The following is a 24,292-nucleotide window of genomic DNA, read 5'->3' as shown; positions in this document are numbered from 1 at the left end:
AAACGGAGCCGAACCTCCTCAGTTCGGCTCCGCCGCCAGGATGCTTAGTGGCGGTGGTCGCGGACCTCGGGGTGAGTCCGGTGATCCCGGACGATGGTTTGATCGCGATGGTCGCGCACGACGGGCGGGTCGCGATGGTCGCGGACGATGGTCGTCGCGTTCGAAGGCGTCACCACGTTCGCCAGTGCGATCGCTGCAAGAGCCACGAGAATGTAGTTGCGCATGAGTTTTGCCTTTGCTTGGTGGATCACTGCGAGCCACCTGACACCAAGCTAGATTGATCAGCTCGAATGATATGTGTCGTCGATCACCCGGCGATGATCGATGCGCTGTCAGCCGTGCCATCGTCCAATCGCAGGAGAGGCGGACGGCGACCCTCACGATCTATTATGATTCGTCGACGCCCGGCGGACGGGCCCCCGCGGCCCCGAGACGAGGACATCTCGCGCCCAATATCATTGCATCGTCGAATCCCTGCATACTTGATACGCCCTGCCGGTTTGCAATCAACGTCGCGTCTGCCGCAGTTTTAATCAGGCCATAAGCATTTGTGTTCGGTGTTCCCGTTTGCGCCACGGAATCACGGTGATAGGATCACGGCCTCAGGATTGTGAAATACACCATAGGCGATGAAGCCACTCCTAAACTAGCGTTCACGTGACGTCCGTTATTTTCAAGTGAGTGGTTTGGAATGCAGCAGGCTTCGGTCGAGAAGTTCTCGGACCTCATCGGCGCGATCTACGACTGCGTGATCGCACCGGAACGCTGGACGGGCGTTCTAAACGAGATTCGCACGGAGCTCGGCTTCGCGACCGCCGTGCTATCGGCATATAGCCTCACGAACATGAGGATCGGAGTCAATGCCGCCTCCGGGACCGACCCTGTCCAGACGATGGCCCAGACCAGCATCGAGTATGCGCCTGATATCGTCGAACTCTGGGGCGGCGTTGAGCGCATCCGGCAATATCCGCTTGGAGAACCGATCATTCGATCCCAAGCGGTCCCGGAGGAAATAGTCCTCGGCAATCGCTATCACCTGGAATGGGCTCTCCCCAAGGGCTTGTTCGACGCCGTCGGCGTCGCCCTCGTTCGCGAAAAAACAATGATCGGCAATGCGACATTCAGTCAGCATCAGTCGGACGGGGCCATTGACGATGCGCAGGTTAGCGGATTGCGCGTTCTCGCACCTCACATCCGCCGCGCCGTGATCATCAGCAATCTGTTCGACATGAAGACCGTGGAAGCCGCGACATTCACCGCGACAGTGGAGGCCCTGACGGTCGGAGTCGTTCTGACGGACGACGATTCGAAGATCGTTCACACCAATGCCGCAGCCACAGCCATGCTCGCGGCAAACGATCCACTTCTGGCTCGACATGGCCGGATCGCCGTTCAATCGGCGACCACCACCAGCACGTTGCAATCGGCCATCGCGCAAGCAGCAAAGGACGAGGCGGCACTCGGCCAAAAAGGCATCAGCATCCCAATCCCCCGCTCGAGCGGAGATCCTCTCGTCATTCACGTTCTGCCGCTGCGGCGCGGCCACATGCGGGCCGGCCTGGTCCAGCGCGCCGCCGCCGCTCTGTTCGTGGCATCGGCCTCCGGTCCGCCGCAACTGCCTCACGATGCTCTCATCCAGCTCTACGATCTGACGCCAGCCGAAATTCGCATCTTCGAGCTCATCTGCGATGGACAGACACGCGACGCGATCTCGTCGCAACTCGGAGTGTCGGTCAGCACCGTGAAAAGTCACCTCTTGCACGTCTTCGAAAAGACAGGTTGCCGGCGCCAAGTCGACCTGGTCAGGCTGGCAAGGTCGCTGACGTTTCCGGTGTAGGGAAGCTCGGGGTGACGGTACGCTTTGTCGTCCAGTGATTTTGAAGTGAGTGGTTTGGAATGCAGCAGGCTTCGGTCGAGAAGTTCTCTGACCTCATCGGCGCGGTCTACGATTGTGTGATCGCGCCTGAACGCTGGACCGCCGTTCTGGATGAGATTTGCGCCGAGTTCGGCTTTGCCACCGGCGCGCTCTCGGTCGCCAGCCTCACCAACATGAAGGCCGTCGTCAACGCGGTGTCCGGGTCCGACCTGGCCCAGATGGCCCAGAACGGGGTCGGCTACGGCCCCGATATCATCGAGCTCTGGGGCGGCGCCGAGCGCATTCAGCAATACCCGCTCGGCGAGCCGATCGTTCAATCCCAGGCGGTCCGGCCGGACGTCATTTCCAGCAACCGCTATTATCGCGAATGGGCCCTGCCCAAGGGCTTGTTCGACGCCGTTGCCGTCGGCCTCGTACGCGACAGGACGATGGTTGGAAATGCGATATTCAGCCAGCATGAGTCGGCAGGCCGCATTGACGATGCGCAGGTCGACGGATTGCGCCGTCTGGCGCCTCACATCCGCCGCGCCGTGACGATCAGCAATCTGTTCGACATGAAGACGGTGGAAGCCAACACATTCGCCGCGACGGTGGAGGCCCTGACGGTCGGCGTCGTCCTGGCCGACGAGGATTCGAACATCGTTCACACCAACGCCGCAGCCGCGGCGATGCTTGCGGCCGGCGATCCGATCGTGGCAAGGCATGGCAGGATCGCGGTTCAATCCGCAGCGACCACGGCCGCTTTGCAATCAGCCGTCGCGCAGGCGGCAAAGGACGAGGCGACGCTCGGGCAAAAAGGCATCGGCATCCCGATCCCGCGCCAAGGCGATAAGCCCCTCGTCATCCACGTTCTGCCGTTGCGACGCAGCCACACGCGATCCGGTCTGATCCAGAGCGCCGCTGCCGCCGTGTTCGTGACGTCCGCCTCCGGCCCGCCGCGATTGCCTCACGATGCGCTCAACCAGCTCTATGACCTGACGCCGGCCGAGATTCGCATCTTCGAGCTCATCTGCGAGGGACACACGCGAGACGCGATCTCGGCCTTGCTCGGCGTTTCCGTCAGCACTGTGAAGAGCCATCTTATTCACGTCTTCGGAAAGACGGGCTGCCGGCGCCAGGTCGATCTGGTCAGGCTCGCGAAATCGCTGACGTTTCCGGTGTGAGGCCCGGGAGAGACGGCGCGCGGTCGGCCGGACCTCTGCGCGGACGGCGCCGGAACCTGTCGGAATGACCATTCCGCGGTGATCCAGGGCCAGTCCTCGTTCGTTCCCAGACCCACAGGTCGCTTGTCGAGGCGCTATGATCGCTGCTATCCGAGCTTTAGATGCGCCATTCCGGGCGAAGGCTGGTTTTCCCCGGAGGATCGAAGCGCGGCTGTCGACTGGCGCGAACAAAGGGCCGAAGACAAAGGTGGATTGGGCTGATCTGATCGGACGCGTCGCCTTGGCCGGAGACCGGGAGGCCTTCAAGCGCCTGTTCGAGCATTTCGCGCCGCGCATCAAGGGACTGATGCTGAAGGCCGGGTGCAGTTCGGACGAGGCGGAGGAGATTGCTCAAAATACCCTGATCGCCGTCTGGCGGAAGGCAGGCCAGTTCGATCCTACGACGGCCGGGGCAGCGGCATGGATATTCACCATCGCGCGCAATTTGCGCATCGATTTGTTCCGCAGCAGAGCGCGGGCAGACCGCCTGCGGGGCACCTCTGAGCTTCCCGAGACGCCGGATCCTGCGGAACCCGCGGACGCCGTCATGTCCCGCGTGCAGGACGCGGCGCGGATCAATTCGGCCGTCAGGCAGCTCTCGATGGAGCAATCCATGGTGGTGAGATTGTCGTTCATCGAGGAGAGGCCGCACCCGGAAATCGCGAGCCTGCTCGGCATTCCGCTCGGAACGGTGAAGTCGCGGATCAGGCTGGCGATGAACCGCCTGAGAGACATATTGGACGAAGAAGCATGACGATCAGCCATCATCCACCGGAAGATCTTCTGGCCGACTTTGCGGCCGGCAGATTGGAAGAAGCCCATCAATTGGTGGTGGGGGTGCACGTTGCGGGTTGCGCTCGGTGCGGCCGTTTCGCGCAGGCCATCGAGCAACTTGGCGGCTTGGCTCTTGAAGATGTCGAGCCGGTGCCGGTCGCATCGGATGCGTTCGAGCAGGTGATGTCGCGCATTCACGACGCTCCTGAAGAGCGAGCGGCGCGGACTTCCGAGGCCGCTCGCGGCAGCGAGCAGGATATTCCGGCGGCGCTGCGAAACTACCGCATCGGCAAGCGCAGGCGCATCGCTCCGGGTCTGAGCATGCGACCGATCGAGTTGTCCGGATCGGGCACGGCGCGGGCATTTCTGCTTCGCTCCGCGCCGGGGACGCGCATGCTCGAACACACGCACACCGGAACCGAATTGACCCTCGTGCTCGAGGGCAGCTTCAGCCACCAGGGCGGCCGGTTTGGTCCGGGTGATTTCGACTATGGCGACGACGAGATCGACCATCGACCTTTGGTGGGCGACGAGGGCCCATGTGTTTGCCTTGTCGCAATGACGGGCGACCTGCGCATGAACGGCTTGCTTGGCAGGCTGATCGGGCCATTCGTGCGGCTTTGATCCGCTCGCCTCCTTCTTCCGCCGGGTGATCCGAACGCGCGCCCGGAGCGTTTCGAAGGAAACGCAAGGGAGACAGGTCATGGCCGGCTTAAGCCCGACGCAGGCGCAGAGCGAAACATTGCCCGAATTGTTGGCATGCGTTTCGGCGGGCGACGCACAAGCCTTCGCAGCGCTGCACATGCTGACGCGGAGCAGGCTGCGCAGGACTGCGCTCGCCGTCGGAACTCCGCCCCACGACATCGAGGACATTCTTCAGGAAGCCTATCTGAAGATCTGGCGCAACGCGGGTCGGTTCGACGGCGACCGTGCTTCGGCGATGACCTGGATGTCCGCCATCGCGCGGAATACCGCCATCGACCATCTGCGGGTCAGAAGACTGCCGACTCACGAGCTGGACGAGGCGCTGCTGGTTCCGACAAGTGCTGATCAGCCGGCGATCGACGATTTCGACTACGCCCGCGCCGAACCGATCGCACGCAGCGTGCTGGCTCGTTTGCCGGAAGACCGCCGCAGGCTGGTGGCGCTGGCCTATCTCGAGGGTGAGAGCCGTGCGAGCTTGTCGCGGCGCTTCGGTGTGCCGGTCGGCACCATCAAGACCTGGTTGCACCGAACCCTTCTGGCGGTACGCAAGGACTGCCTTGCCGCATCGGCTGCAGCCTGAAGCAGGCAAGGAACTCGCGCGTGGCCGCAGAGATCATCGAATTCCCCATCCGTGGACACCAGGATCCGCTTGTGTCCTCCGTTGCGAGACTCGAGCAGATGGTGAGAGAGGTCGACGGTCTGGCGGCCAACCAGCCCGCGGAAGGTCTCGATCATTTGCTCGCTGTCATGGAGCGCTTCGGCGATCGACTGGTCGATCTTGCGCACCTCATGCTTGACGACGATGCCAAGCGGAGTGTCCAGATCGCATTCACATCGCTCTCCGACAAGATCGCGGCGACCAGAGAGGCCTTTGACGAGTGCGATGGAGCGACGGATCCCTGATTCGGCGCCACGCTCGTCCGTTCGACGCGTGAAGTCAGTTCTGCGCGCCGATTCTAATTGAGGCGGAGCAGCGAGATGTTCAGCAAGGTCGCAAAACCCACCCAGCCGGCGTAGGGAATGAAAAGCGCCGCTGCCAGCCGATCGTTCGCCCATTGACGCCAGACAAAGGCAAGGATCACAGCAAACAGCGCAACAATGACGCCGAGCGCCACGTCCATGCGATGAAGCGAAAAGAAAATGGGAGACCATGCAAAATTCAAGATCATCTGCAGGCCCCATATTCTCATCGTCGTTCCGCGCGGCTCCGCCTCGAAGGTGCGGAATCCCGCCACGGCGATCATCAGGAACAGGGCCGTCCAGACCGGTGCGAACACCGCATCCGGCGGATTGAAAGATGGCTTGTTGAGCGCGGCGTACCAGGCTCCCGGACGGTTCAGGACCCCGATCAGAATCCCCGCAGCAGGGACCAGAAACAGGAAAGCGGCGCACCGGTACCATCTGCCGCGCTTACGGTCGCCATCGTGCCGCAGCGCCCCGTCGTGCGTCCCGTCCATAATCAATGCGCCATCCGTTGAGCGACGAGAAATCCGGTCCAGGCGCTGACACCGGCGAGGACCGATCCCCAGCCCACGTCCGCGAGAGTGAGCGCCGTCGACCAATTCCTCAGCGTGGCCTGGTTGGTCAGATCGTAGGTCGCATAGGTGAAGCAGCCCAGCATCACGCCGGACATGAAGGCACGCAGTGCGCCGCCATCCTGCTGAGCCGGCAGCACCGCGAACCAGATCAGGCCGACGGGATAGGCAAGATAAAACACTGCAGCGGCGGCGAGGTCGGGCTGCGACCGTAACATGTCGCCCAGCACCGGCCGGTAAAGTCTCTCGACCATGGTCTTGAGCCAGATCATGTCGAGCGCAACAAAGGTCGCAGCCACCGACAGATATGTAAAAAGCAGGCTCATGTCCGGTCTCCCCTCCGGTGTCGCAACCGGTTTAACAAAGGCATCGGCTGTAAACGACGTGAAGCCCTCGCTGGATCACGCGGCGCGCTCGTTCCGCCTTGCCCCGCAACCCTGTCTCGCCCTTGAGCCAGATCGGCGGCCGGAACTCCGATCATTCCGGCGCCTTCTTGGGCGGCCGTGGAAAGAAAGCGCTGGTGCGTGCCTGATAGTCCCGATACCGGCGGCCGCGGGATCGCAGCATCTGGACTTCGAGCGGGGGTATTCCGGTCACGTGCACGAGTATCCAGTACATGATCGCCGGCGCGATCAGGCTCGCCCAGCCCCATGCGTAGTCCGGCGACAGCGCGATCATCGGATAGGCGAGCCATCCGAGCCATTCGAAGAAATAATTCGGATGACGCGACCAGCGCCAAAGCCCGATGTTGCAGACCAGGCCCGCGTTTGCCTTGTTGCGCTTGAAGCTTCGCAATTGCTCGTCGGCGATCGCCTCGCCTGCGACGGCCGCAAGCATGATGGCGGCGCCCGCATAGTCCTGAATGCCCAGGGCGGCCCGTGGAGAGTGTGCAGCCAGGAAGACCGCGAATGGCAGCGGCACCGAGGCGAAGGCCTGCGACTGCAGGAAAGCAAACATGCGAAGCGGCGCCTGTGAGCCCCATTCCTGCGCGTAGCTTGCATATCGCGGATCGTCGATACCCGCTGCGGCGCGCCGGGCGATATGCGTCCCGAGCCTCACCGACCAAAGCAGCACGAGCCCGCCTACGAGCATCTGACGCACTTGCAGAGCCTCGCCGAATGGCAAAAGGGCCGCCACCGCCCCAACCAGGCCGACGGAGTAGGTCCAGATCGTATCGACCCACCCGGAATTGCCGGTTCGCTGCTGAACGATCCAGGCCAGCCCCATCAACAGCGAAAGCGCAAGCGCGATGCCGGCGACGATCAGTATTTGCAGGAAATCCATGCCTCACCATACCCAAACTCGGATCCTTACGTCCCTCCCGTGCCCCGGTTTCGCGGGTGATCCACGCTGTCCGCTGGAACGTTTCCTCAAGCGCGGGTGGACAGGTCAGCTATTGGAGCTGTCCTGAGCCGGGCGGCGGACGACATTGGCCCGAAACCGGATGTTCCGGCCGTCGCTGGTGGTATTGGGGGCGATAAAGCATGCGTTTGGCGGTGATCGGGACGGGAATTGCCGGCAATGGCGCCGCGTGGCTCCTGTCCGAACGTCATGCCGTGACCGTCTACGAGCGCGAATTGCGACCGGGCGGACACAGTCATACAGTGCGCGTTGACTACGATGGCGAAGAGATCGACGTCGACATCGGCTTCATCGTGTTCAACGAGCCGAACTACCCGGAATTGACGTCTCTGTTCGCGCACCTGGGTGTAAAGACCGAGGAGACATGCATGAGCTTCGCGATGTCGGCCGACCATGGCCGATTCGAGTGGCGGGGCGGCGGCGAGACCTTCCTGCAGGTCGCCTCCGGCCTGTTTGCCCAGCCGCGTAACCTCTTCTCCCCGTCGTATTTTCGCATGCTGGCCGAGGTCCGGCGCTTCAACAAGGAAAGCGTCTCCGACTTGCGGGCTGGCCGGCTCCAGAACCTCACACTCGGCGAATATCTGCGCAAGCAAGCGTTCAGCCCGCGCCTGTTCAGCGATTATCTGGGACCGATGGGGGCCGCCATCTGGTCGTCGCCCTCGGCCGAGATCCTCGCCTTTCCCGCGGAAAACTTCATCGCCTTTTTCGACAATCACCGGCTGTTGCATCTGGATCGGCCGTTCTGGCGGACCGTCCAGGGCGGCAGCCGGCGCTATGTCGAGAAACTCACCGCCAGGTTCAAGGCCAGCATCCGGTTCGGCTGCGCGGTCACATCAATCCATCGCACCGAGCACGGCGTGACGATCGGCGACAGTCACGGCCATCAGGACTCCTACGACGCTGTCGTGATGGCCTGTCACAGCGATCAGGCCCTGGCGATGCTGTCGGATGCCGACCCACGCGAGAGATCCATTCTCGGCGCGATCCGTTACGCTCCAAACACGGCCTATCTGCACCGCGACATCAATCTTATGCCGAAACGCCGCAATGCATGGGCATCCTGGAACTTCTTGCGCTGGCAACGCGAAACGCCTGCCCAGAACGACGTCGCCGTGACCTACTGGATGAACCGGCTGCAGGGCATCGACGACCGCAAGCCGCTGTTCGTCAGCCTCAATCCTCCTTTTGAGCCGGCGCCTCATCTCACCTTCGGCAAGTTCACATTCGCGCATCCGCAATATGACGCAAGCGCGTTCGCCGCGCAGAGGAATCTCCCCGAAATCCAGGGACGCCGCCGCACCTGGTTTTGCGGCGCGTGGACCGGCTACGGATTCCATGAGGATGGCCTGCGCTCCGGCATCGCCGTTGCCGAGGCACTTGGCAGTGCGGTGCCGTGGCGGCAGTCCGGCGCGTTGCTGGCGCAGGCTGCTGAGTAGAACATGTTGCAACCGGGTGCCCCAGAACGAACGGCGACGTCATCTGCGGCCGCGCTCTACCTGGGCAGGGTGATGCACGCCCGCATGCGACCCGTGCGCCACAGGTTCGCTTACCGGGTCATGAACCTGCTCATCGACCTCGACCGGCTTGATGAAGCGGATCGCCAGTCTCGCCTGTTCGGCATCAATCGCGCGTCGGTCTTCAGCTTCCACGAATCCGATCACGGCAAGCGTGACGGCGCATCCTTGAGCAACCATGTGCGACGCCTGGCCGAACAACGCGATATCGATCTGTCGGGAGGGCGCATCCTCCTTTTGTGCTATCCGCGGCTCTTCGGCTACGTATTCAATCCGCTTTCGATCTACTTCTGCTATGGCAGCTGCGGCAATCTTGCGCTGCTGATCTACGAAGTCCGCAACACTTTTGGCGAAATCCATTCCTACATCCTTCCGGTGGGGGACGCTGCTGCCGGCGGTGCCATACGACAATGTCAGGCGAAGGAGTTCTACGTCTCGCCCTTCATGGAAATGCAAACGCGGTATCGCTTCAGCATTGCTCCGCCCGACCAGCAAGTGAAGGTCAGAATCGTGCAGACCGATGAGCATGGCGTGATATTTACGGCTGCATTCTCCGGGCAACGTCGCCCGCTGACCAGTCGCTCGCTGTTGGCGACGCTCGTCACCCTGCCACTTCTCACCTTCAAGGTCGTCGCGGCCATCCATTGGGAAGCGATCCGGCTTTGGCTGAAAAATGTTCCCTACGTTCCCCGTCCGAACCAACGCTGAATGTGAAGCCATGGACCTCGCAGCCACTCACCAGACTGCTCGTTTCGATGACGTTCCCTTGCTCGCGCGGCTCGCGCTGCGGCTCGCCTCGCGGCTCAAGCTCGGCACCGTAGATGTTCGCCTTCCCGACGGCAGAACGGTGGTGTTGCGGGGAACGCATCCGGGGCCGTCGGCGACCATCGAGCTCAACAGCTACGCCTTCGCGCGAAGCCTGGTGTTGGGCGGCGATATCGGCATGGCCGAGGCTTACATTCGAGGCGATTGGAGCACACCGGATCTCTCCCAGCTGCTTTACGTGTTCTGTCTGAACGACGATCTGGTCGACAGCGCCTTCGCCGGCAATGCACTGGTCCGGCTTTGCCGGCGCGCGCTGCATCGGTTGCGCCGAAACACGCGACTGGGATCGCGGCTGAATATCCACGCCCATTATGATCTCGGCAACGAATTCTTTGCGGCCTGGCTCGATCCGAGCATGACCTACTCGTCGGCATTGTTCTCGCCCGATGCGACCGACCTGCTCGCCGCTCAACGGCACAAATACGAACAACTGGCGAAGGCGATCGAGCTACGGCCCGGCCATACCCTGCTCGAGATCGGGTGCGGCTGGGGCGGCTTCGCCGAATATGCCGCCAAAACTTGCGGCGCCAAGGTCTTGGCGCTCACCATCAGCAAGGAGCAGCACGCATTCGCCAGCCGGCGAATCCACGAAGCCGGGCTCGGCGAAAAAGTCGAGGTCCGGTTGCAGGACTATCGCGATCAGGACGGGCAGTTCGACCGTATCGCCTCGATCGAGATGATCGAAGCCGTCGGCGAGCCGTTCTGGCCGACATACTTCAATCAACTGCATCAACGGCTCAAGCCGGGCGGTCTTGCCGGCATCCAGGCGATCACCGTCCGCGACGAGCTCTTTGACAGCTACCGGCGGCGCGTGGACTTCATCCAGAGATACATTTTTCCGGGCGGGATGCTGCCTTCGCCGAATGTCCTGCGCTCGCTCGGCGAACGCGCGCAGATGCCTCTGATCCGCGAGCGGGTCTTTGGACAGGACTACGCCAAGACGCTCGCGGTCTGGCGAACGAGCTTCGGCCATGCCTGGACGGACCTGACCTCACTCGGGTTCGACGAGCCGTTCCGACGGCTGTGGGAATATTATTTGTGCTACTGCGAGGCAGGTTTCAGGGCCGAAAAGATCGACGTCCGTCAGCTGGTATTCGCGCGCCGAAGCTGACGTCGCTGACGTTTCCGATGTGAACGAACCCTCAAGCCGCTTCCGACGCTGATCGCGCACGCTGCTCGAGCACGCCGATCGTCGAGACCAAATTGTCGCGTCGCGCGCGAAGATTGAGCGCAAGAAGCGGGTATGTCGGCTGAAACGGGTCAAACACCCCTGCTCTCGCCTCTTCCTCGAGAATGTCGGTGTTGATGAGCCGAACGCGCCACCACAAATCGGCGACCAACGCATCGAGCCGGAGTTCGCCGGCAGCACCAGAACGGGACATTTCCTGCATCACTTGCCTCAACCTGAAACGGCCTCTCTTCCAAGGCCAGACTTTGGTCCTGGCTGAGCAAGCAGAGTGCCAGCAATGGGGCGGGCGCGATCTAGTTCCGGAATGGATTGCCGCGCGAGCCGGCTGGTCCAGGCTGGCGCTAGGGAAGTGTTGCCCGTGGAGAGCGGAATGGTGCCCAGGGGCGGAATCGAACCACCGACACTGCGATTTTCAGTCGCATGCTCTACCAACTGAGCTACCTGGGCGTGCTCCAAAGAGGGGCCAAAGCCCATCGAGCGGGCGGTTTATAGTGGGCTGAAGGCTGCCTGTCCACCCACGCTTCGCCGATGGCTTCGCGGGGCGCGGCCCGGCTGTGCACAAGGCGGGACGTGGCTCGGAGGCAACGCCGCGTGGCGGTGCATCGACAATTTAAATACTTGATAGAACAGGCCTATTCTTCCCCATCTGCCTCGTCATCCCGGCCGGGAATGACATAGGAGCCTTTCAGCCAGCGGTTCAGATCGACGTCGCGGCAGCGCGAGGAGCAGAACGGGCGGGTGGCCTCGGACTGCGGCTTGCCGCAGATCGGGCAGGTTTTGAGGGAGCTTGCGGGCTTTTTCACCGGGTAGTCCATGAGGTGCTCAGCTTACACATGCGAGCCAGTTCAAGAGCCTGTCGCCAAAGGGATTCCTCCGGCGAAGGCGCAGGCGGCCCGGCCAGGTCCCGCGGGGCAATTCTACTGTGCATGGGGTTGTTTTCGAGGTTTTTTGCAGGAGCGGCTTGTCGGCTCAGATGGCGGTGGCGTTGAGCCAGCCGAAGCGGATCGGGAAACCTTCGCCGCCAAGCAGCGTGGTGGTCTCGTAGAGCGGCAGGCCGACCACGTTGGTGTAGGACCCCACCATCTTGACCACGAACGACCCGGCGATGCCCTGCACGGCGTAGCCGCCGGCTTTGCCGCGCCATTCGCCGGAGCCGATATAGGCCTGGATGTCGTCTTCCGAGAGGCGCTTGAAGCGGACGCGGGTCTCGACCAGGCGCTGGCGGAAGGCCTCGCGCGGCGTCACCAGGGTGATGGCGGTGTAGACGCGGTGGTTGCGGCCCGACAGCAGCCGCAGGCATTGCGCGGCCTCGTCGACCAGGTTGGCCTTGGGCAGGATGCGGCGGCCGACCGCCACCACCGTGTCGGCGGAGAGGATGAAGGCGCCGCGCAGCTCGTCGTCGAGCTGAACCGATTTGAGCGCCGCATCCGCCTTGGCCCGCGCCAGCCGATTGGCGCAGGCGCGCGGCAGCTCGCCCCGCTTCGGCGTCTCGTCGACGTCGGCGGGCCGGAGCGCGTCCGGCTCGATGCCGGCCTGGTTGAGCAGCGACAGGCGCCGCGGCGAACCGGAGGCGAGAACGAATTTGGGGCGGCCGAGCATCAGGTGATTTGGGGAATGAAGCAGGGGGTGAATTGCGCGCGGAACCTATCGGACGGGGGCTGATTTCACAACCCGGGAACCCGGACTTTACTGATTCGACGGGCACGGGATGCGTGTGCCCGCAGTCTGTGACGCGGGTGTTACGGGCGCCGAATGCTAGCCGTTTGCCGCGCCCACCTTCGAAAATCGCCGGCGGATGCGCAGCAGGAGCTGATCGCAGACGTCACGATAGGCAGCCAACTTCTGGTCGCGGCTGCCTTCCATGGTGGTGGGATCCTGCGTCGGCCAGTATTCGACGTCGGCGGCGAGCGTGCGGGTCAGCTCCAGCGCCTTGTGGTGCGCCTCCGGCGAGAGCGTGATGATCAGGTCGAAATTCAGCCCCTCCCAGTCCTCCAGCTCCTCGAAGGTCTGCGGCTTGTGGGTGGAGATGTCCTGGCCGAGCTCGGCCATCACGGACACCGCGAACGGATCGAGCTCGCCGCGCCTGGCACCGGCCGACTTCACGTAGAGGCCCTGCGGAAACATGTGCCGCAGCAGGCTCTCCGCCATCGGCGAGCGCACGCTGTTCATGGCACAGGCGAACAGCACCGATTGCGGATCGCGTGCGCGTGGCGGACCCGCCATCGCGCTTAACCTTTCCAGTGCAGAACAGTAATGAGCGTGAACAGCCGGCGCGAGGTCTCGAAATCGACCCGCACCTTGCCCTTCAAGCGCTCCTGCAGCGTACGCGATCCCTCGTCATGAATGCCGCGGCGGCCCATGTCGATGGCCTCGATCTTGTCCGGCGTCGCCGTGCGGATCGCCTGGTAGTAGCTGTCGCAGATCATGAAATAGTCCTTCACGATCCGTCGGAACGGCGTCAGCGACAACAGATGCGCGACCACGGGCGTGCCGTCCTCGCGGCGGATGTCGAACATCAGCCGGCTGCCGGTGATGCCGATATGCAGCGTGAACGGCCCCTTCCGGTCGGCGCCCTCCGGCGCGAACAAATTCTGCTCGATCAAATCGTAGATCGCGATCGCGCGCTCATGCTCGATGTCGGGCCCGGAACGGCCGATCGAGTCCTCGTCGAGCGTGACGCCGACGATGCGATTGGTCGAGTCGTCCTGTTCGGGCGGCTGGGTCATGACAAATTGAGGCGCAATCCAATCGAGCGCGAATGGGCATCTAGCCCCTCCGCCTTACCGAGAACCATCGCGGCCGGACCCAACACACGCAGCTGATCCGGGCCGCATTTCAGGATCGAAGTGCGCTTGAGGAAATCGTGCACCGAAAGACCCGATGAGAATCGTGCCGAGCGCGCCGTCGGCAGCACATGGTTGGAGCCGCCGACATAGTCGCCGATCGCCTCCGGTGTATGCGGCCCGAGGAACACGGCGCCGGCGTTGCGGATCCTTGCGGCGAGCGCGTCGGGATCTTGCGTCATGATCTCGAGATGCTCGGCGGCAATCGCATCCGCGAGCGGAATGGCGTCGTTGAGGTTCTTCACCATGATGATGGCGCCGAAATCGGCCCACGAGGCGCTGGCAATCGCGGCGCGCGGCAGCGTCTTCAACTGCGCCTCGACGGCCTTTTCGACATCGGCGGCAAGGCGCGCCGAATCGGTGATCAGGATCGACTGCGCGCTGGTGTCGTGCTCGGCCTGGGCCAGCAGATCGGCGGCAATCCAGTCGGCATTGCCAGTGTCGTCGGCGATGACAAGCACCTCCGAGGGACCGGCGATCATGTCGATGCCGACCTTGCCGAACACCAGCCGCTTTGCCGCGGCGACATAGGCGTTGCCGGGTCCGACGATCTTGACGACAGGCGCGATCGTCGCGGTGCCATGCGCGAGCGCGGCAATCGCCTGCGCGCCGCCGACGCGATAGATCTCGGTGACGCCGCCAAGCTTTGCTGCCGCCAGCACCAGCGGATTGAGCTTGCCGTCGGGCGAGGGCACCACCATGACGAGACGCGCCACGCCCGCGACCTTTGCCGGCACCGCATTCATCAGCACCGAGGACGGATAGGCCGCGGTGCCGCCGGGCACGTAGAGGCCGGCCGATTCGATCGCGGTGTAACGCCAGCCGAGCTCGACGCCGAGCTGATCGGTGAAGCGCTCGTCCTTCGGCAGTTGGCGGCTGTGATAGGTCTCGATGCGATCGCGCGCGAGCTTGAGCGCATCCAGTGTCGCTGCATCGCAGGCTTTCACCGCGGCCTCGATCTCGGCGGCGGTGACGCGCAGGCCGGATGCATCGAGCGTCAACCGGTCGAACTTTGCCGTGGCCTCGAGCAGGGCGGCATCGCCCCGCTTCGCCACGTCGTCGACGATGGCACGCGCGGCCGCCTCGACGTCGGCCGAGGCCTCGCGCTTGGCGGCGAGGAAGGCCCCGAATCGCTGGTCAAAATCGGCGCTGCTGCGGTCGAGACGAACGGGCATCTTGGCTTCTAACTGGTTTTTGGGGGCCCGGCTTGGCTCACCAGGCCCCTGCTCAATGGCGCGGCGGGGAAGCTGCGTCAACCCTTGGGCCGGGCCGTTCCCCTCCGGCGTCGTCCTGGCAAAAGCGGAATGCGTGGCCTTGGCATGCCACCTCACCCCTCCCCTTCAGCCTCCAACCCCGTCCCCAGCTGATCCGCCCCCAGATCAGTCAGCTCGCATTCAAGGCATTCGACGTCGAGGCGGATGGCGCCGCCTTGGGCAAACAGGAGCAGCGCGCTCCCGCCGGGGGCGTCCTGGCCGTGGAATTCGATGCCGACGAGGTCCAGGACAGTGTCCGGCGCGTCGAGGTCGATGTTGCGCGCCTTGCAGGCGAGCACGCGGTCGAAACGGAGGGCCGCCACCAGCCTGCGCGGCTCGGCCTCGCCGTCCAGCGTCTGCTCCCAGTCCAACCGGCTCATGCCGACGACCAGCCGCTTTTCGCTTTGGCGCCAGATGATGTCCGAGGGCTGCACGCGGGCGTCCTGGACGTGGGCCGAGATCACGGAGAGGTCGTCGGCGTCGAGTGCGATCAGTTTGAGCTGGGGAGACATCGACGGCGCTTTCTGCTTCGGGCGGACGGGGCTCAACGCGGGCGGCCGGCGAAATTTCCCTAAAACTAACGCCCCACCGGACTAGAGGCTATTGATATCCTCCATCTCCAGCACCTTTCGCGGATACCCCTCCCGCGCAACCCGGATCATGGCGCGGCCGATCTGCTCGGTCGAGGTGACGAGCCGCGGCGAGAGCCGGCGCAGCACCGACCACAGTGGCCAGGTTGCCGCATACACGGCCTGCACCCACGCGGTCTTGGAGCGGGCACCGTGGAGCGGTTGGATCGCACCGGGCCGGAACATGTAGGCCGCCTTGAACGGAAGCTTGAGCAGATCGTTCTCGGTCTTGCCCTTGATCCGCGCCCACATCCGCGAACCCTGCTCGGTGGAATCAGTGCCGGCACCCGTGACATAGACGAATGTCATCTGCGGATTGAGCCGGGCCAGCACGGTCGCCGCTGTGAGCGTGAGGTCATAGGTGAGATGACGGTAGCGCTCTTCGCTCATGCCGATCGAGGAGACGCCGAGGCAGAAGAAGCAGGCGTCGAAGCCGGTGAGCTGCGTTTCGATCGCCGAGTAGTCCATGAAATCGCCGTGCGTGATCTCGGTGAGCTTGGCGTTGCGCACGCCGCTCGGGCTGCGGCCGACCACGAGCACGCGATCGATGCCGACATCGACCAGGCATTCGCGCAAGACGCCCTGCCCGACCATGCCGGTCGCGCCGAAGATGATGATCTGCATCGGGACCTCCCCGACAGGCCCGCGGCTCATGCGGCGGCCGCGATCTCGTCGAAGGATACACCGGTCAAAGTCGCCGAGACATCCCACAGCATGGCTGCCGAGGCGAAATCCTTTGCCTTCGGCATGATCTTCGCCGGGCGCGGTGGCCCTTTCAATTCGTAGAACCCGTTCGGGCCGTAATAGCCGCCAGGCTCCGCGGCCGGCGAGGTCGCCGCCAACAAGGTGGGCAGCGCGCCTTCCGCTGCAGATTGGCTAATGAAGGGCTGCAGCCAGCGGCTCACGCGCGACTGGAACGTGTTCGCACCCGGCCCGTTCGAAATCAGATCGGTCCGCGCGTAGCCGGGATGTGCGGCAAGGCTCGTCAGACCCCAGCCTGCGGCGAGGCTGCGACGCTGCAACTCCAGCGAAAACATCAGCATCGCGAGCTTGGACTGGCAATAAGCCCGCCACGGACGATAGGAATGCTTAGCCTGCAGATCGTCGAAATTGATCGAACCGGAGCGGTGCGCAAGGCTCGAGAGGTTGACGACCCGAGCCGCCTTCGCACGGCGAAGCTGCGGCAACAACTGCGCCGTCAGCGCGTAATGACCGAGATAATTGGTGCCGAGCTGCACCTCGAAACCATCCGCCGTCTGCTGCCGCTTCGGCAGCGCCATCACGCCGGCATTGTTGACGAGCAGGTCGAGCTGCTCGTTGCTGGCGGCGAAGCGCCTGGTAAAATCGGCGACGGAGGCGAGACTGGCGAGGTCGAGATGCTCGTAGGCGATCAGCGCATTGGGAAAGCGCTCGCAAATGCCATCGATCGCGCGCAGGCCCTTTGCGTCGTTGCGCCCCGTGAGTATGACAATGGCACCGGCGCCCGCCAGCGCCATCGCCGTCTCGTAGCCGAGGCCGCCCGTCGCTCCGGTCACGACGGCAGTCTTGCCGCTGAGGGAGGGGATGTCTGCCGTGGTCCAGTCGGTCATGCCATAGCTCCGTCGGGCTGGGAAAAGGCCCGCGACGGGTCTAAATGTGCACTGGGTGCAACTTTGCAAGTGGTGAAATGATTTGAAGCTTTCGAAGCTCGCCGGGAAATCGGTCAACAAGCGCACCAAGCCATTGCCGGCAGGAGCAAAATCCGCCGATGGCCCCGGCCTGCGCCAGCGTAAATTGCAGGCGACCCGCGAGCGGTTGACCCGCGGGGCGATGGCACTCTTCCTGGAGCGCGGCTTCGAGGCCACGACCATCGACGATATCGCGGCCGCTGCCGACGTGTCGCGACGCAGCTTCTTCCATTATTTCGCCTCGAAGGAGGACGTCGTCGCGGCCTGGCAGGAAGGCGCTGCCGCCGCGCTGGTCGCGGAGGTCGTTGCGCGGCCGGCGGGCGAAACCATGCTGACCGCGGCGGAGAACGCGATCGCGGCGGCGCTCAATCGGATCGATCCGGCGGAGGCCGCGGCAATGTCGCGGCTCAAGCGCGATAATCCCGCGCTTCGCGCGCGCGACCAGCTCAAATACGAGAAGCTCGAGCGCGCGCTGGCCGAGGGACTTGCCCAGCGCGCCAGAAACAAATCGGACCAGTTGAAGGCACGCCTCGTCGCCATGATCGCCACCGGCGCGATGCGCGTCGGCGGCGAGAACTGGATCGGCGGAGGAGCGCGGGAGAAACCGGAAGCTTTCGTCAAGCGCACCTTCGACGCGATCAGGGCGATACTGGAGTGAGGCCGCTCACCCCTTGAAGAACGCCAGCAGATCCGCGTTGATGGTCTCGGCGTGCGTTGTCGGCATGCCGTGCGGGAAACCCTTGTAGGTCCTCAGCGTGCCGTTCTTCAAAAGCTTGGCCGACAGCGGTGCGGAGTCGGCGTAAGGCACGATCTGGTCGTCGTCGCCGTGCATCACCAGCACAGGCACATTGATCTTCTGCAGATCCTCGGTGAAGTCGGTTTGCGAAAACGCGACGATGCCGTCGTAATGGGCTTTCGCGCCGCCCATCATGCCCTGGCGCCACCAGTTCTGGATCACCGCTTCCGAGGGCTTTGCGCCGGGACGGTTGTAGCCATAGAAGGGGCCGGCCGCGATGTCGCGGTAGAAGCTGGCGCGGCCGGCAGCGAGCTGTACCTGGAAATCGTCGAACACGCTCTTCGGCAGGCCGCCGGGATTCGCGTCCGTCTTCAGCATCAGCGGCGGCACCGCGGACAGGATCGCGGCCTTCGCCACCCGGCTCTCGCCATGGCGCGCGATGTAATGCACCACTTCGCCGCCGCCGGTGGAGTGGCCGACATGGATCGCATTCTTCAGGTCGAGATGGGCGGTCACGGCCGCGAGATCATCGGCATAATGATCCATGTCATGGCCGTCGGCGACCTGCGACGAACGACCATGGCCGCGACGGTCATGGGCGATGACGCGATAGCCGCGCGTCACGAAGAACATCATCTGCGCGTCCCAGTCGTCGGCCGACAGCGGCCATCCGTGGCTGAACACGATCGGCTGGCCCGAGCCCCAGTCCTTGTAGAAGATCTCGACGCCGTCCTTGGTGGTGATGGTGGGCATTGTCAGGCTCCTTGAATGATCAGGCGAACGCCATCGGCTTGAAGCGGCGCCAGGCGCCGACGGTGAGCACCACGAAGAACACCAGCACGAGGCCCTGCACCACGGCGAACACGGGGCCTCCGGGCGGCGCCGGGGCCACGGCGGGCGCGAGCGCGGCAAGCGCCGGCACCTTCAGGAACGACTGGATCACCAGCACGAAGACGTTGAAATACAGCGAGATCATCGCGGTCACGATGTAGACCGGACGCCAGACGCCAGCGAGCTTCATGCCGTAGAGCGCGATGCAGGCGATCGCGAGCAGGACCAGCGAGATGATGCCGATGATATGCGACGGCAGCAGCTCCTTGAACGGAAACAGGAAGCCGGTGGCGCTGGTGAGGATCGTGAACGCTAAGAAAATCGCGGTGAGGCCCGGCATCGGCTTCGAGCCGAGCAGGCCGAACATCACGACGAGGCCGGCGGCGATGCCGATCAGGCTGATGACGACATGGACCAGCGTGAAGGCGGGCAAGCTCAACCCAAGAACCATGACATCTCTCCTATTCTCTGCATCGAGTTCGGGAGATTGATATTACGGCCCTCATCAGATTGCCACACGCGCTGCCGTCACACATGCGTGCGCAGCCATGCGTCATCGTGCGAATCGAAAACGCATGGCTGAATTATTTGCATCGCTGTCATAAACGACGGCTGGCTTTCAACGAAAGTTGAATCGAATAGGCGGGGGCGCTCGCGAGGTGCGAGCGCCCCTGCACACGTCTCACACTTCCTTGGTGTCGAAGATCAGCAGGTCGGCGCCGCCGCTGGCGAATTTCGGCACGTCAGCGCCGGTCGCCTTGCCTTCCGGGCTGCCGAATGCCGCCTGGATGTCGGCCGCGCTGTCGAAGGTGAGAATGGCGACCAGATGGATTCCGGACGGTCCGGCGGGGGAGCCGACCGGCCCCTTGCTGATGGCGTACTTCTTCAGGCCGGGAAGTTTCTTGGCAAGCGGAATGTGGGTCTCGGCATAATACTTGTCGAAGGCCGCAGCATCCGTGGGCGTTTTATACAGCACGACGATTTCAGCCATTTAGTTCCTCCCATTTGAGTCTTTGTTCTTCCACGGGCGTTTGGCCTCGCGACGAGGGGATAGTCCGTGGGACACGTCGGGATGGCAAGTCACATTCGCCTTGCCATCTGCGTGTCTTCTACTTGACTAAAGCGCCGGCTTTGCGGCGTCGCCGAGATAGCCGTGCAGGGAGGCCACGACCTGCGCGCCCTCGCCGATGGCACCGCCGACGCGCTTGACCGAGCCGGAGCGGACGTCGCCGACCGCGTAGACGCCGGGCACCGACGTCTCCAGCGGTGCAACCAGCCGGCCCTGGTTCTGCTCGGACTGCGCGCCGGTGACGACGAAGCCGCCGCGATCGAGCGTCACGCCGCAGCCGTCGAGCCAATTGGTGGCGGGATCGGCGCCGACGAACAGGAAGAGATTGCGGATGTCGGCGAAGTCCTCGTCGGCCGACAGCCGGCTTTTCCAGCGGATACGCCGCAGCAGCGAGGCCTCGTCGCCTTCGAGCGCCGTGATCTCGGTGTTGAACATCAGTTCGATGTTCGGCGTGGCTTCGATGCGCTCGATGAGATAGCGCGACATGCTGGCGCCGAGACCGCCGCCGCGGATGATCATCAGCACTTTCTTGGCGTGCCCCGAGAGGAACACGGCGGCCTGCCCCGCCGAGTTGCCGGCACCGACCAGCGCCACCTCCTCGCCGGCGCACAGCTTCGCCTCGACCGGCGAGGCCCAATACCAGACGCCGCGGCCTTCGAATTTATCGAGGTTCTCGATCTCGGGCCGGCGATAGCGCGCGCCGCTGGCGACCACCACCGCGCGCGAATGCAGGGGGTCGCAGCCGTCAAGCGCCACCGAAAACGCGCCATCCTTGCGCGTGCAGTCGAGCGACTTCACCGTCACCGGGATCATGATCTCCGCGCCGAATTTTTGTGCCTGGTTGAAGGCGCGCGCGGTCAGGGCCTGCCCGGAAATTCCGGTCGGAAAGCCGAGATAGTTTTCGATGCGCGCGCTGGCGCCGGCCTGGCCGCCGAAGGCGCGGGTGTCGAGCACGGCCACCGAGAGACCTTCGGACGCGGCATAGACGGCGGTGGCGAGTCCAGCCGGCCCGGAGCCGACGATCGCGACGTCGTAGATGCGGTCGTTGCGCGGGCCGCCGATCATGCCGATCGCGCGCGCAAGCTCGGTTTCGCCGGGATTGCGCAGCACCGCACCGTCGGGAGTGACGACCAGCGGCCAGTCGTCCGGCTTGGGCGAATAACGCGCGATGACGTCGGCGGCGTCGCGATCGCGCGCGGGATCGAGCAGATGATGCGGCTGGCCGTTGCGGGTGAGGAAGCCCTGCAACCGCACCACGCCTGCCGAATGCGACGGACCGATCAGCACGACGCCGCCGACGCCGCCCTGGAGCAGATTGACCCGGCGCAGGATCAGCGCGCGCATGATGCGCTCGCCGAGCTCGGCCTCGGCGACCAGCAGCGCGCGCAGCCGCTCCGGCGGCAACAGCAGCGTCTCGACATCGCCTTCGGCGCGACCGTCGACCAGCGCCGGCCGTCCGGAGAGCTGGCTCAGCTCGGCCAAAAATTGCCCCGGCCCCTGGTCGATCAACGGGGTCACATGGCCAAGGCCGTCGCGCTGGGTGATGGCGACGTGGCCCTTCAGCACGACGAACATGCCGGGCCCCGGCTTGCCGGTCTCGAACAGGAATTCCCCATCGGCATAGTTGCGGACCTCGCCGAAATGCCTCATCCGCTCGATCTCGGCCGATGTCAGCGTCGGAAAGGTCTGTTCAGGGCGGGTGAACCGCGACATCTGCGCGTCACTCTCGGGTCGTTGCGATTCGTCCTGCCCCATTGCCACGTCCATGCTCTCCAAAGAAATTCCAGCCGTCGGATTCTAGCCGCCGGTCTTGTCGGCGGTCCCCTCATCTAGGGAACCATCTTCATTCTGCGAGGGGTCGGCACTTGTGGCGCGTTCGCGCGCCTGCACCTTCCGCCGCTTCAAATTTTCGCGCAGCGCCGATTTCAGCCGGTCGTCGCGGGACGCCCTCGCCTGCTGCGAGTCCTGTCTCGAATCCTGTCGCTCGCTCTTGTCGTTCTCGTCAGCCATCGGGGTCCATTACAGCGATCGGCGATAACATGCCCGAGGAATAAGGCAGCTCAAGAGGCCCGCGCGATCCGATCGTGCGAAAAACGAAATGGATCGAACCCGGCGCGTCGGGCAACTGGCCAGTTGGGTGGGGATATCGGAACCGAACCCGCGGAAAGTCGGCCGTTTCGAGCCAAAACAGGCACTTTGGCCCCGATATCGACCCGATTTTATCGCTTTGGCGGAGCTAGCAAGCTTGCACAGGAGGGGGGCTTGTGGCAGATATCGGCCCGCTTGGTAGGCCCCTCGTGGCGGCCGATTCTTACCCCAGCACATGCTGCCGTAGCTCAGTGGTAGAGCACTCCATTGGTAATGGAGAGGTCGACAGTTCAATCCTGTCTGGCAGCACCATTCCCTGGGTCAAATCACGCACAGATCAGCATTCTCGCGGCTCAAAGCGCCCGAGTTTTGCTTCTCCTTACCCCTCCTCCGTGGAGAGGGCGCAGGGAAGACCGGGTGCCGGCTGGCACCCGCGGTCCGCTGCGCGAAAATGTAGCGCAAAAAGACCGCACAGCAGCATACAGGTGACGCCGAACACTCGGCCTTCCCTGCGCAGTGGGTTGACGGCTTATGCCGCGCTCTCCCCGGCGACGAGTTCCTTTTTGTCACCGTCGCCTTGCGAATTGACGATGGACAAAGACCCGGTTGAGTCTCGATCCATCTCCGCAAGGCTTGACCGTAGCAACGACGGCCAGGACCACACGATTTTGCCGTAAGCAGCGATCCGGCTTTGCCAAGAGGCTTCGCCGGACACGTCCTGCTTCGCCCAAAAGGGCTTCGCAGGGCGTTGGCGCCCGGTCGTCCGCACGCTAGACAAGACCTCACGAGGTTCATCTCGCCCTGGTCCCGTCTTCGTGCCCGACGCTGCCGCGTCCACCACCCCCCGATCCACGTTCGTTACGACGGACGACCGCCCCTCTCCCTGGACCGGGATGGCGGATTTGATACTGCGATTCCGAATTTCGGTAAAGCGGAATATTTTTATGGAGGAGGGTTGACGGGGTTTTATGGGAAGCGGGTGTGTTGCCCGACGGGTCGCCCTTGGCTGCGCGTACTCCTTTCGCCATTATCGGTGGATTCAAGACGCAATCCTGGGACAGGAATTTCTCAGCGCACTGCGAGCAACAAAAATTCGACAATCTGGAATAGTTGAAATGGCGTGGGAAAAGATCGTCAAGCGAATTGGGGTGGGTTGTTGCCCAGAATGTCAAAGCCCTGGCTTTGACTATCAAGGAGGCGCAAATCCTCACGACGGCGAAAGAGCCGCGGTTCTATGTCCGAACTGTGGATGGAAAGGGATGCTTGGCCAAATGCGAATCATCCCGGAGCCGGGCACAAAATGGGGCATCGCAAAAAATGAGTGACGTGAAACGGACGTCATTGATCGCCCTGCTCGCGCGATTGGTGGGCTTCACGCTTGGCGGAGCCGTTCTCGGATTCGCGGCTATGCTGATCGGGACCTCGTTTCTAGGTGGCGTACAGGGAGGCATTTCACAGCGATGGACGCTCGTTGTGCTCCTTGGAATCCTCGTTGGGTGGAGTTGCAGGGGCCAAAAGCGCCACCCGCCTCGTCAAGTCCTGGCGCAGCTAAGGAATTGTTCGGTGGCCAAGCATGCTTGATCGCGAACTCGTAGGATGGGTAGAGCGAAGCGAAACCCATCGAAGTATCGTGCGGTGGCGAAACATGATGGGTTTCGCAAGTGCTCTACCCATCCTACGCACTGTCCTCACCCAATTTCTGTCCGGCGAAGCGATCGTCGGAGCGGCGTAGCCGTCGGCAAAGCTCGCGATTGATGTTCTGCAGGATGATCACATAGGCGTGGATGTCGGCCTTGTAGCAGGCGTAGAGCTTCTGGGCGGTGAGCTCGTAGAGCACGGTCGGACTCTCCGCGACGACCGTGGCAGAACGATTCTGCATTTCGATCAGCGTCATTTCGCCGAAGAAGTCGCCGGGCTCCAGAACGGAAATCGGGATGACGTTGCCCGCATTCGCCCGTTTGCTCACCGCCAGCCGACCGGATTTGACGATGAACAGCGAGCGTCCAGGCTCGCCCTCCGTCACGACGGTTACTCCGGTATCAAATCGGCACTCGACCAGCATCGACATCAGGAGGTCGAGACTTTGATCCGGAATACCGCCAAAGAACGGTGTGGCGAGCAGGAATGCCTTCACGTCGGGGACACTGACGGCCATCTCGTGAGGATAATCTTCATGGCCATCTGCGGCAAGCAG

29 protein-coding genes and 2 tRNA genes are annotated in these 24,292 nt (G+C 63.4%); 11 read left to right on the top strand and 20 right to left on the bottom strand.

From position 1 onward, the window contains the following. Positions 1–44: 44 nt before the first annotated feature. The gene (locus tag IVB41_RS05000; protein WP_247427449.1) at positions 45–224 is read right to left on the bottom strand and encodes a hypothetical protein; all 180 of its coding nucleotides are present in this window, start codon (positions 222–224) and stop codon (positions 45–47) included. A gap of 467 nt (positions 225–691) precedes the next feature. On the opposite strand from IVB41_RS05000, the gene IVB41_RS04995 reads away from it, so the two are divergent. The 6 genes from IVB41_RS04995 (at position 692) to IVB41_RS04970 (ending at position 5,460) form a co-directional block, all read left to right on the top strand. Continuing rightward, entirely contained in the window at positions 692–1,837 is a 1,146-nt protein-coding gene (locus IVB41_RS04995; RefSeq protein WP_247427446.1) for a helix-turn-helix transcriptional regulator, read from the top strand. Positions 1,838–1,896: 59 nt separating this feature from the next. Further along, a complete protein-coding gene (locus IVB41_RS04990; RefSeq protein ID WP_247427443.1) occupies positions 1,897–3,039 on the top strand; it encodes a helix-turn-helix transcriptional regulator in 1,143 nt (380 codons plus the stop codon). Positions 3,040–3,286: 247 nt separating this feature from the next. Next, positions 3,287–3,832 carry a sigma-70 family RNA polymerase sigma factor gene (locus IVB41_RS04985; RefSeq protein WP_247429051.1) on the top strand — a complete coding sequence of 182 codons (546 nt, stop codon included), beginning with the start codon at positions 3,287–3,289 and terminating at the stop codon, positions 3,830–3,832. Further along, complete coding sequence (locus tag IVB41_RS04980; protein WP_027565704.1) at positions 3,829–4,476, top strand: ChrR family anti-sigma-E factor; 648 nt, start codon at positions 3,829–3,831, stop codon at positions 4,474–4,476. Before IVB41_RS04985 ends, IVB41_RS04980 begins: the two co-directional genes overlap by 4 nt. Before the next feature lie 79 nt (positions 4,477–4,555). Next, complete coding sequence (locus tag IVB41_RS04975; protein WP_247427439.1) at positions 4,556–5,137, top strand: RNA polymerase sigma factor; 582 nt, start codon at positions 4,556–4,558, stop codon at positions 5,135–5,137. Between the two features lie 20 nt (positions 5,138–5,157). Further along, complete coding sequence (locus tag IVB41_RS04970) at positions 5,158–5,460, top strand: hypothetical protein (protein ID WP_247427436.1); 303 nt, start codon at positions 5,158–5,160, stop codon at positions 5,458–5,460. Between the two features lie 53 nt (positions 5,461–5,513). Here the strand turns inward: IVB41_RS04970 and IVB41_RS04965 are convergent, their stop codons facing one another. The 3 genes from IVB41_RS04965 to IVB41_RS04955 form a co-directional block, all read right to left on the bottom strand. Then, positions 5,514–6,014: a TspO/MBR family protein gene (locus IVB41_RS04965; RefSeq protein ID WP_247427433.1), complete on the bottom strand. Its 501-nt coding sequence runs from the start codon at positions 6,012–6,014 to the stop codon at positions 5,514–5,516. Positions 6,015–6,016: 2 nt separating this feature from the next. Continuing rightward, the gene (locus IVB41_RS04960; RefSeq protein WP_247427430.1) at positions 6,017–6,418 is read right to left on the bottom strand and encodes a DUF2177 family protein; all 402 of its coding nucleotides are present in this window, start codon (positions 6,416–6,418) and stop codon (positions 6,017–6,019) included. A 151-nt stretch (positions 6,419–6,569) separates the two neighbouring features. After that, entirely contained in the window at positions 6,570–7,376 is an 807-nt protein-coding gene (locus IVB41_RS04955; RefSeq protein ID WP_247427427.1) for a DUF1295 domain-containing protein, read from the bottom strand. A 200-nt stretch (positions 7,377–7,576) separates the two neighbouring features. Between IVB41_RS04955 and IVB41_RS04950 the strand changes: the two genes are divergently transcribed. Genes IVB41_RS04950 through IVB41_RS04940 form a run of 3 tightly spaced genes read left to right on the top strand, consistent with a single transcriptional unit; the run spans position 7,577 to position 10,904 of the window. Then, complete coding sequence (locus IVB41_RS04950) at positions 7,577–8,890, top strand: NAD(P)/FAD-dependent oxidoreductase (protein WP_247427423.1); 1,314 nt, start codon at positions 7,577–7,579, stop codon at positions 8,888–8,890. Between the two features lie 3 nt (positions 8,891–8,893). Then, complete coding sequence (locus IVB41_RS04945) at positions 8,894–9,676, top strand: DUF1365 domain-containing protein (protein WP_247427404.1); 783 nt, start codon at positions 8,894–8,896, stop codon at positions 9,674–9,676. A gap of 10 nt (positions 9,677–9,686) precedes the next feature. Next, positions 9,687–10,904, top strand: a complete 1,218-nt coding sequence (locus tag IVB41_RS04940; RefSeq protein ID WP_247427401.1) for a cyclopropane-fatty-acyl-phospholipid synthase family protein — start codon at positions 9,687–9,689, stop codon at positions 10,902–10,904. Positions 10,905–10,935: 31 nt separating this feature from the next. On the opposite strand, the gene IVB41_RS04935 is transcribed toward IVB41_RS04940, so the two are convergent. The 10 genes from IVB41_RS04935 to IVB41_RS04890 all read right to left on the bottom strand — a co-directional run bounded on the left by IVB41_RS04935 (position 10,936) and on the right by IVB41_RS04890 (position 17,296). Beyond that, positions 10,936–11,184, bottom strand: coding sequence for a hypothetical protein (locus IVB41_RS04935; protein ID WP_247429031.1), 249 nt, complete (start codon positions 11,182–11,184; stop codon positions 10,936–10,938). Between the two features lie 169 nt (positions 11,185–11,353). Next, positions 11,354–11,429, bottom strand: a tRNA-Phe gene (locus IVB41_RS04930). Positions 11,430–11,614: 185 nt separating this feature from the next. Then, a complete protein-coding gene (yacG, locus tag IVB41_RS04925) occupies positions 11,615–11,797 on the bottom strand; it encodes a DNA gyrase inhibitor YacG (protein WP_247427398.1) in 183 nt (60 codons plus the stop codon). Positions 11,798–11,951: 154 nt separating this feature from the next. Beyond that, positions 11,952–12,581 carry a Maf-like protein gene (locus tag IVB41_RS04920; protein ID WP_027565713.1) on the bottom strand — a complete coding sequence of 210 codons (630 nt, stop codon included), beginning with the start codon at positions 12,579–12,581 and terminating at the stop codon, positions 11,952–11,954. A 156-nt stretch (positions 12,582–12,737) separates the two neighbouring features. Then, entirely contained in the window at positions 12,738–13,205 is a 468-nt protein-coding gene (locus tag IVB41_RS04915) for a low molecular weight phosphatase family protein (RefSeq protein ID WP_007615472.1), read from the bottom strand. Between the two features lie 5 nt (positions 13,206–13,210). Continuing rightward, positions 13,211–13,708, bottom strand: coding sequence for a UPF0262 family protein (locus IVB41_RS04910; RefSeq protein WP_247427395.1), 498 nt, complete (start codon positions 13,706–13,708; stop codon positions 13,211–13,213). Beyond that, a complete protein-coding gene (gene hisD / locus IVB41_RS04905) occupies positions 13,705–15,000 on the bottom strand; it encodes a histidinol dehydrogenase (protein WP_247427392.1) in 1,296 nt (431 codons plus the stop codon). The genes IVB41_RS04910 and hisD overlap by 4 nt, the downstream gene beginning before the upstream one ends. Before the next feature lie 152 nt (positions 15,001–15,152). Then, positions 15,153–15,590 (bottom strand): DUF2948 family protein, encoded by a 438-nt coding sequence (locus IVB41_RS04900; protein ID WP_247427386.1) that lies wholly within the window; start codon positions 15,588–15,590, stop codon positions 15,153–15,155. A gap of 81 nt (positions 15,591–15,671) precedes the next feature. Next, positions 15,672–16,331, bottom strand: a complete 660-nt coding sequence (locus tag IVB41_RS04895) for an NAD(P)H-binding protein (RefSeq protein WP_247427383.1) — start codon at positions 16,329–16,331, stop codon at positions 15,672–15,674. Between the two features lie 26 nt (positions 16,332–16,357). Then, positions 16,358–17,296: an SDR family oxidoreductase gene (locus tag IVB41_RS04890; protein WP_247427365.1), complete on the bottom strand. Its 939-nt coding sequence runs from the start codon at positions 17,294–17,296 to the stop codon at positions 16,358–16,360. An 82-nt stretch (positions 17,297–17,378) separates the two neighbouring features. Here IVB41_RS04890 and IVB41_RS04885 point away from each other — a divergent pair, with 82 nt between their 5' ends. Next, entirely contained in the window at positions 17,379–18,032 is a 654-nt protein-coding gene (locus IVB41_RS04885; RefSeq protein WP_247427362.1) for a TetR/AcrR family transcriptional regulator, read from the top strand. 6 nt (positions 18,033–18,038) lie between these two features. Here the strand turns inward: IVB41_RS04885 and IVB41_RS04880 are convergent, their stop codons facing one another. From IVB41_RS04880 to IVB41_RS04860, 5 genes are all read right to left on the bottom strand, one after another. Beyond that, positions 18,039–18,863 carry an alpha/beta fold hydrolase gene (locus IVB41_RS04880; protein ID WP_247427359.1) on the bottom strand — a complete coding sequence of 275 codons (825 nt, stop codon included), beginning with the start codon at positions 18,861–18,863 and terminating at the stop codon, positions 18,039–18,041. 19 nt (positions 18,864–18,882) lie between these two features. Continuing rightward, positions 18,883–19,392: a hypothetical protein gene (locus IVB41_RS04875; RefSeq protein ID WP_247427356.1), complete on the bottom strand. Its 510-nt coding sequence runs from the start codon at positions 19,390–19,392 to the stop codon at positions 18,883–18,885. A gap of 231 nt (positions 19,393–19,623) precedes the next feature. Continuing rightward, positions 19,624–19,932 carry an EthD family reductase gene (locus IVB41_RS04870; RefSeq protein WP_027565721.1) on the bottom strand — a complete coding sequence of 103 codons (309 nt, stop codon included), beginning with the start codon at positions 19,930–19,932 and terminating at the stop codon, positions 19,624–19,626. A gap of 126 nt (positions 19,933–20,058) precedes the next feature. Continuing rightward, the gene (locus tag IVB41_RS04865; protein ID WP_247427353.1) at positions 20,059–21,765 is read right to left on the bottom strand and encodes an FAD-dependent oxidoreductase; all 1,707 of its coding nucleotides are present in this window, start codon (positions 21,763–21,765) and stop codon (positions 20,059–20,061) included. Between the two features lie 42 nt (positions 21,766–21,807). Further along, positions 21,808–22,020, bottom strand: a complete 213-nt coding sequence (locus IVB41_RS04860) for a hypothetical protein (RefSeq protein ID WP_247285688.1) — start codon at positions 22,018–22,020, stop codon at positions 21,808–21,810. A gap of 315 nt (positions 22,021–22,335) precedes the next feature. Here IVB41_RS04860 and IVB41_RS04855 point away from each other — a divergent pair. Beyond that, positions 22,336–22,410 (top strand) — tRNA-Thr (locus IVB41_RS04855). 1,363 nt (positions 22,411–23,773) lie between these two features. Here IVB41_RS04855 and IVB41_RS04850 read toward each other — a convergent pair. Further along, complete coding sequence (locus IVB41_RS04850; protein WP_247427350.1) at positions 23,774–24,253, bottom strand: Crp/Fnr family transcriptional regulator; 480 nt, start codon at positions 24,251–24,253, stop codon at positions 23,774–23,776. Positions 24,254–24,292: the final 39 nt, after the last annotated feature.

The organism is Bradyrhizobium sp. 44, from assembly GCF_023073095.1.
Lineage (GTDB): Bacteria > Pseudomonadota > Alphaproteobacteria > Rhizobiales > Xanthobacteraceae > Bradyrhizobium.
This window is presented reverse-complemented; position numbering and strand designations above follow the sequence as displayed.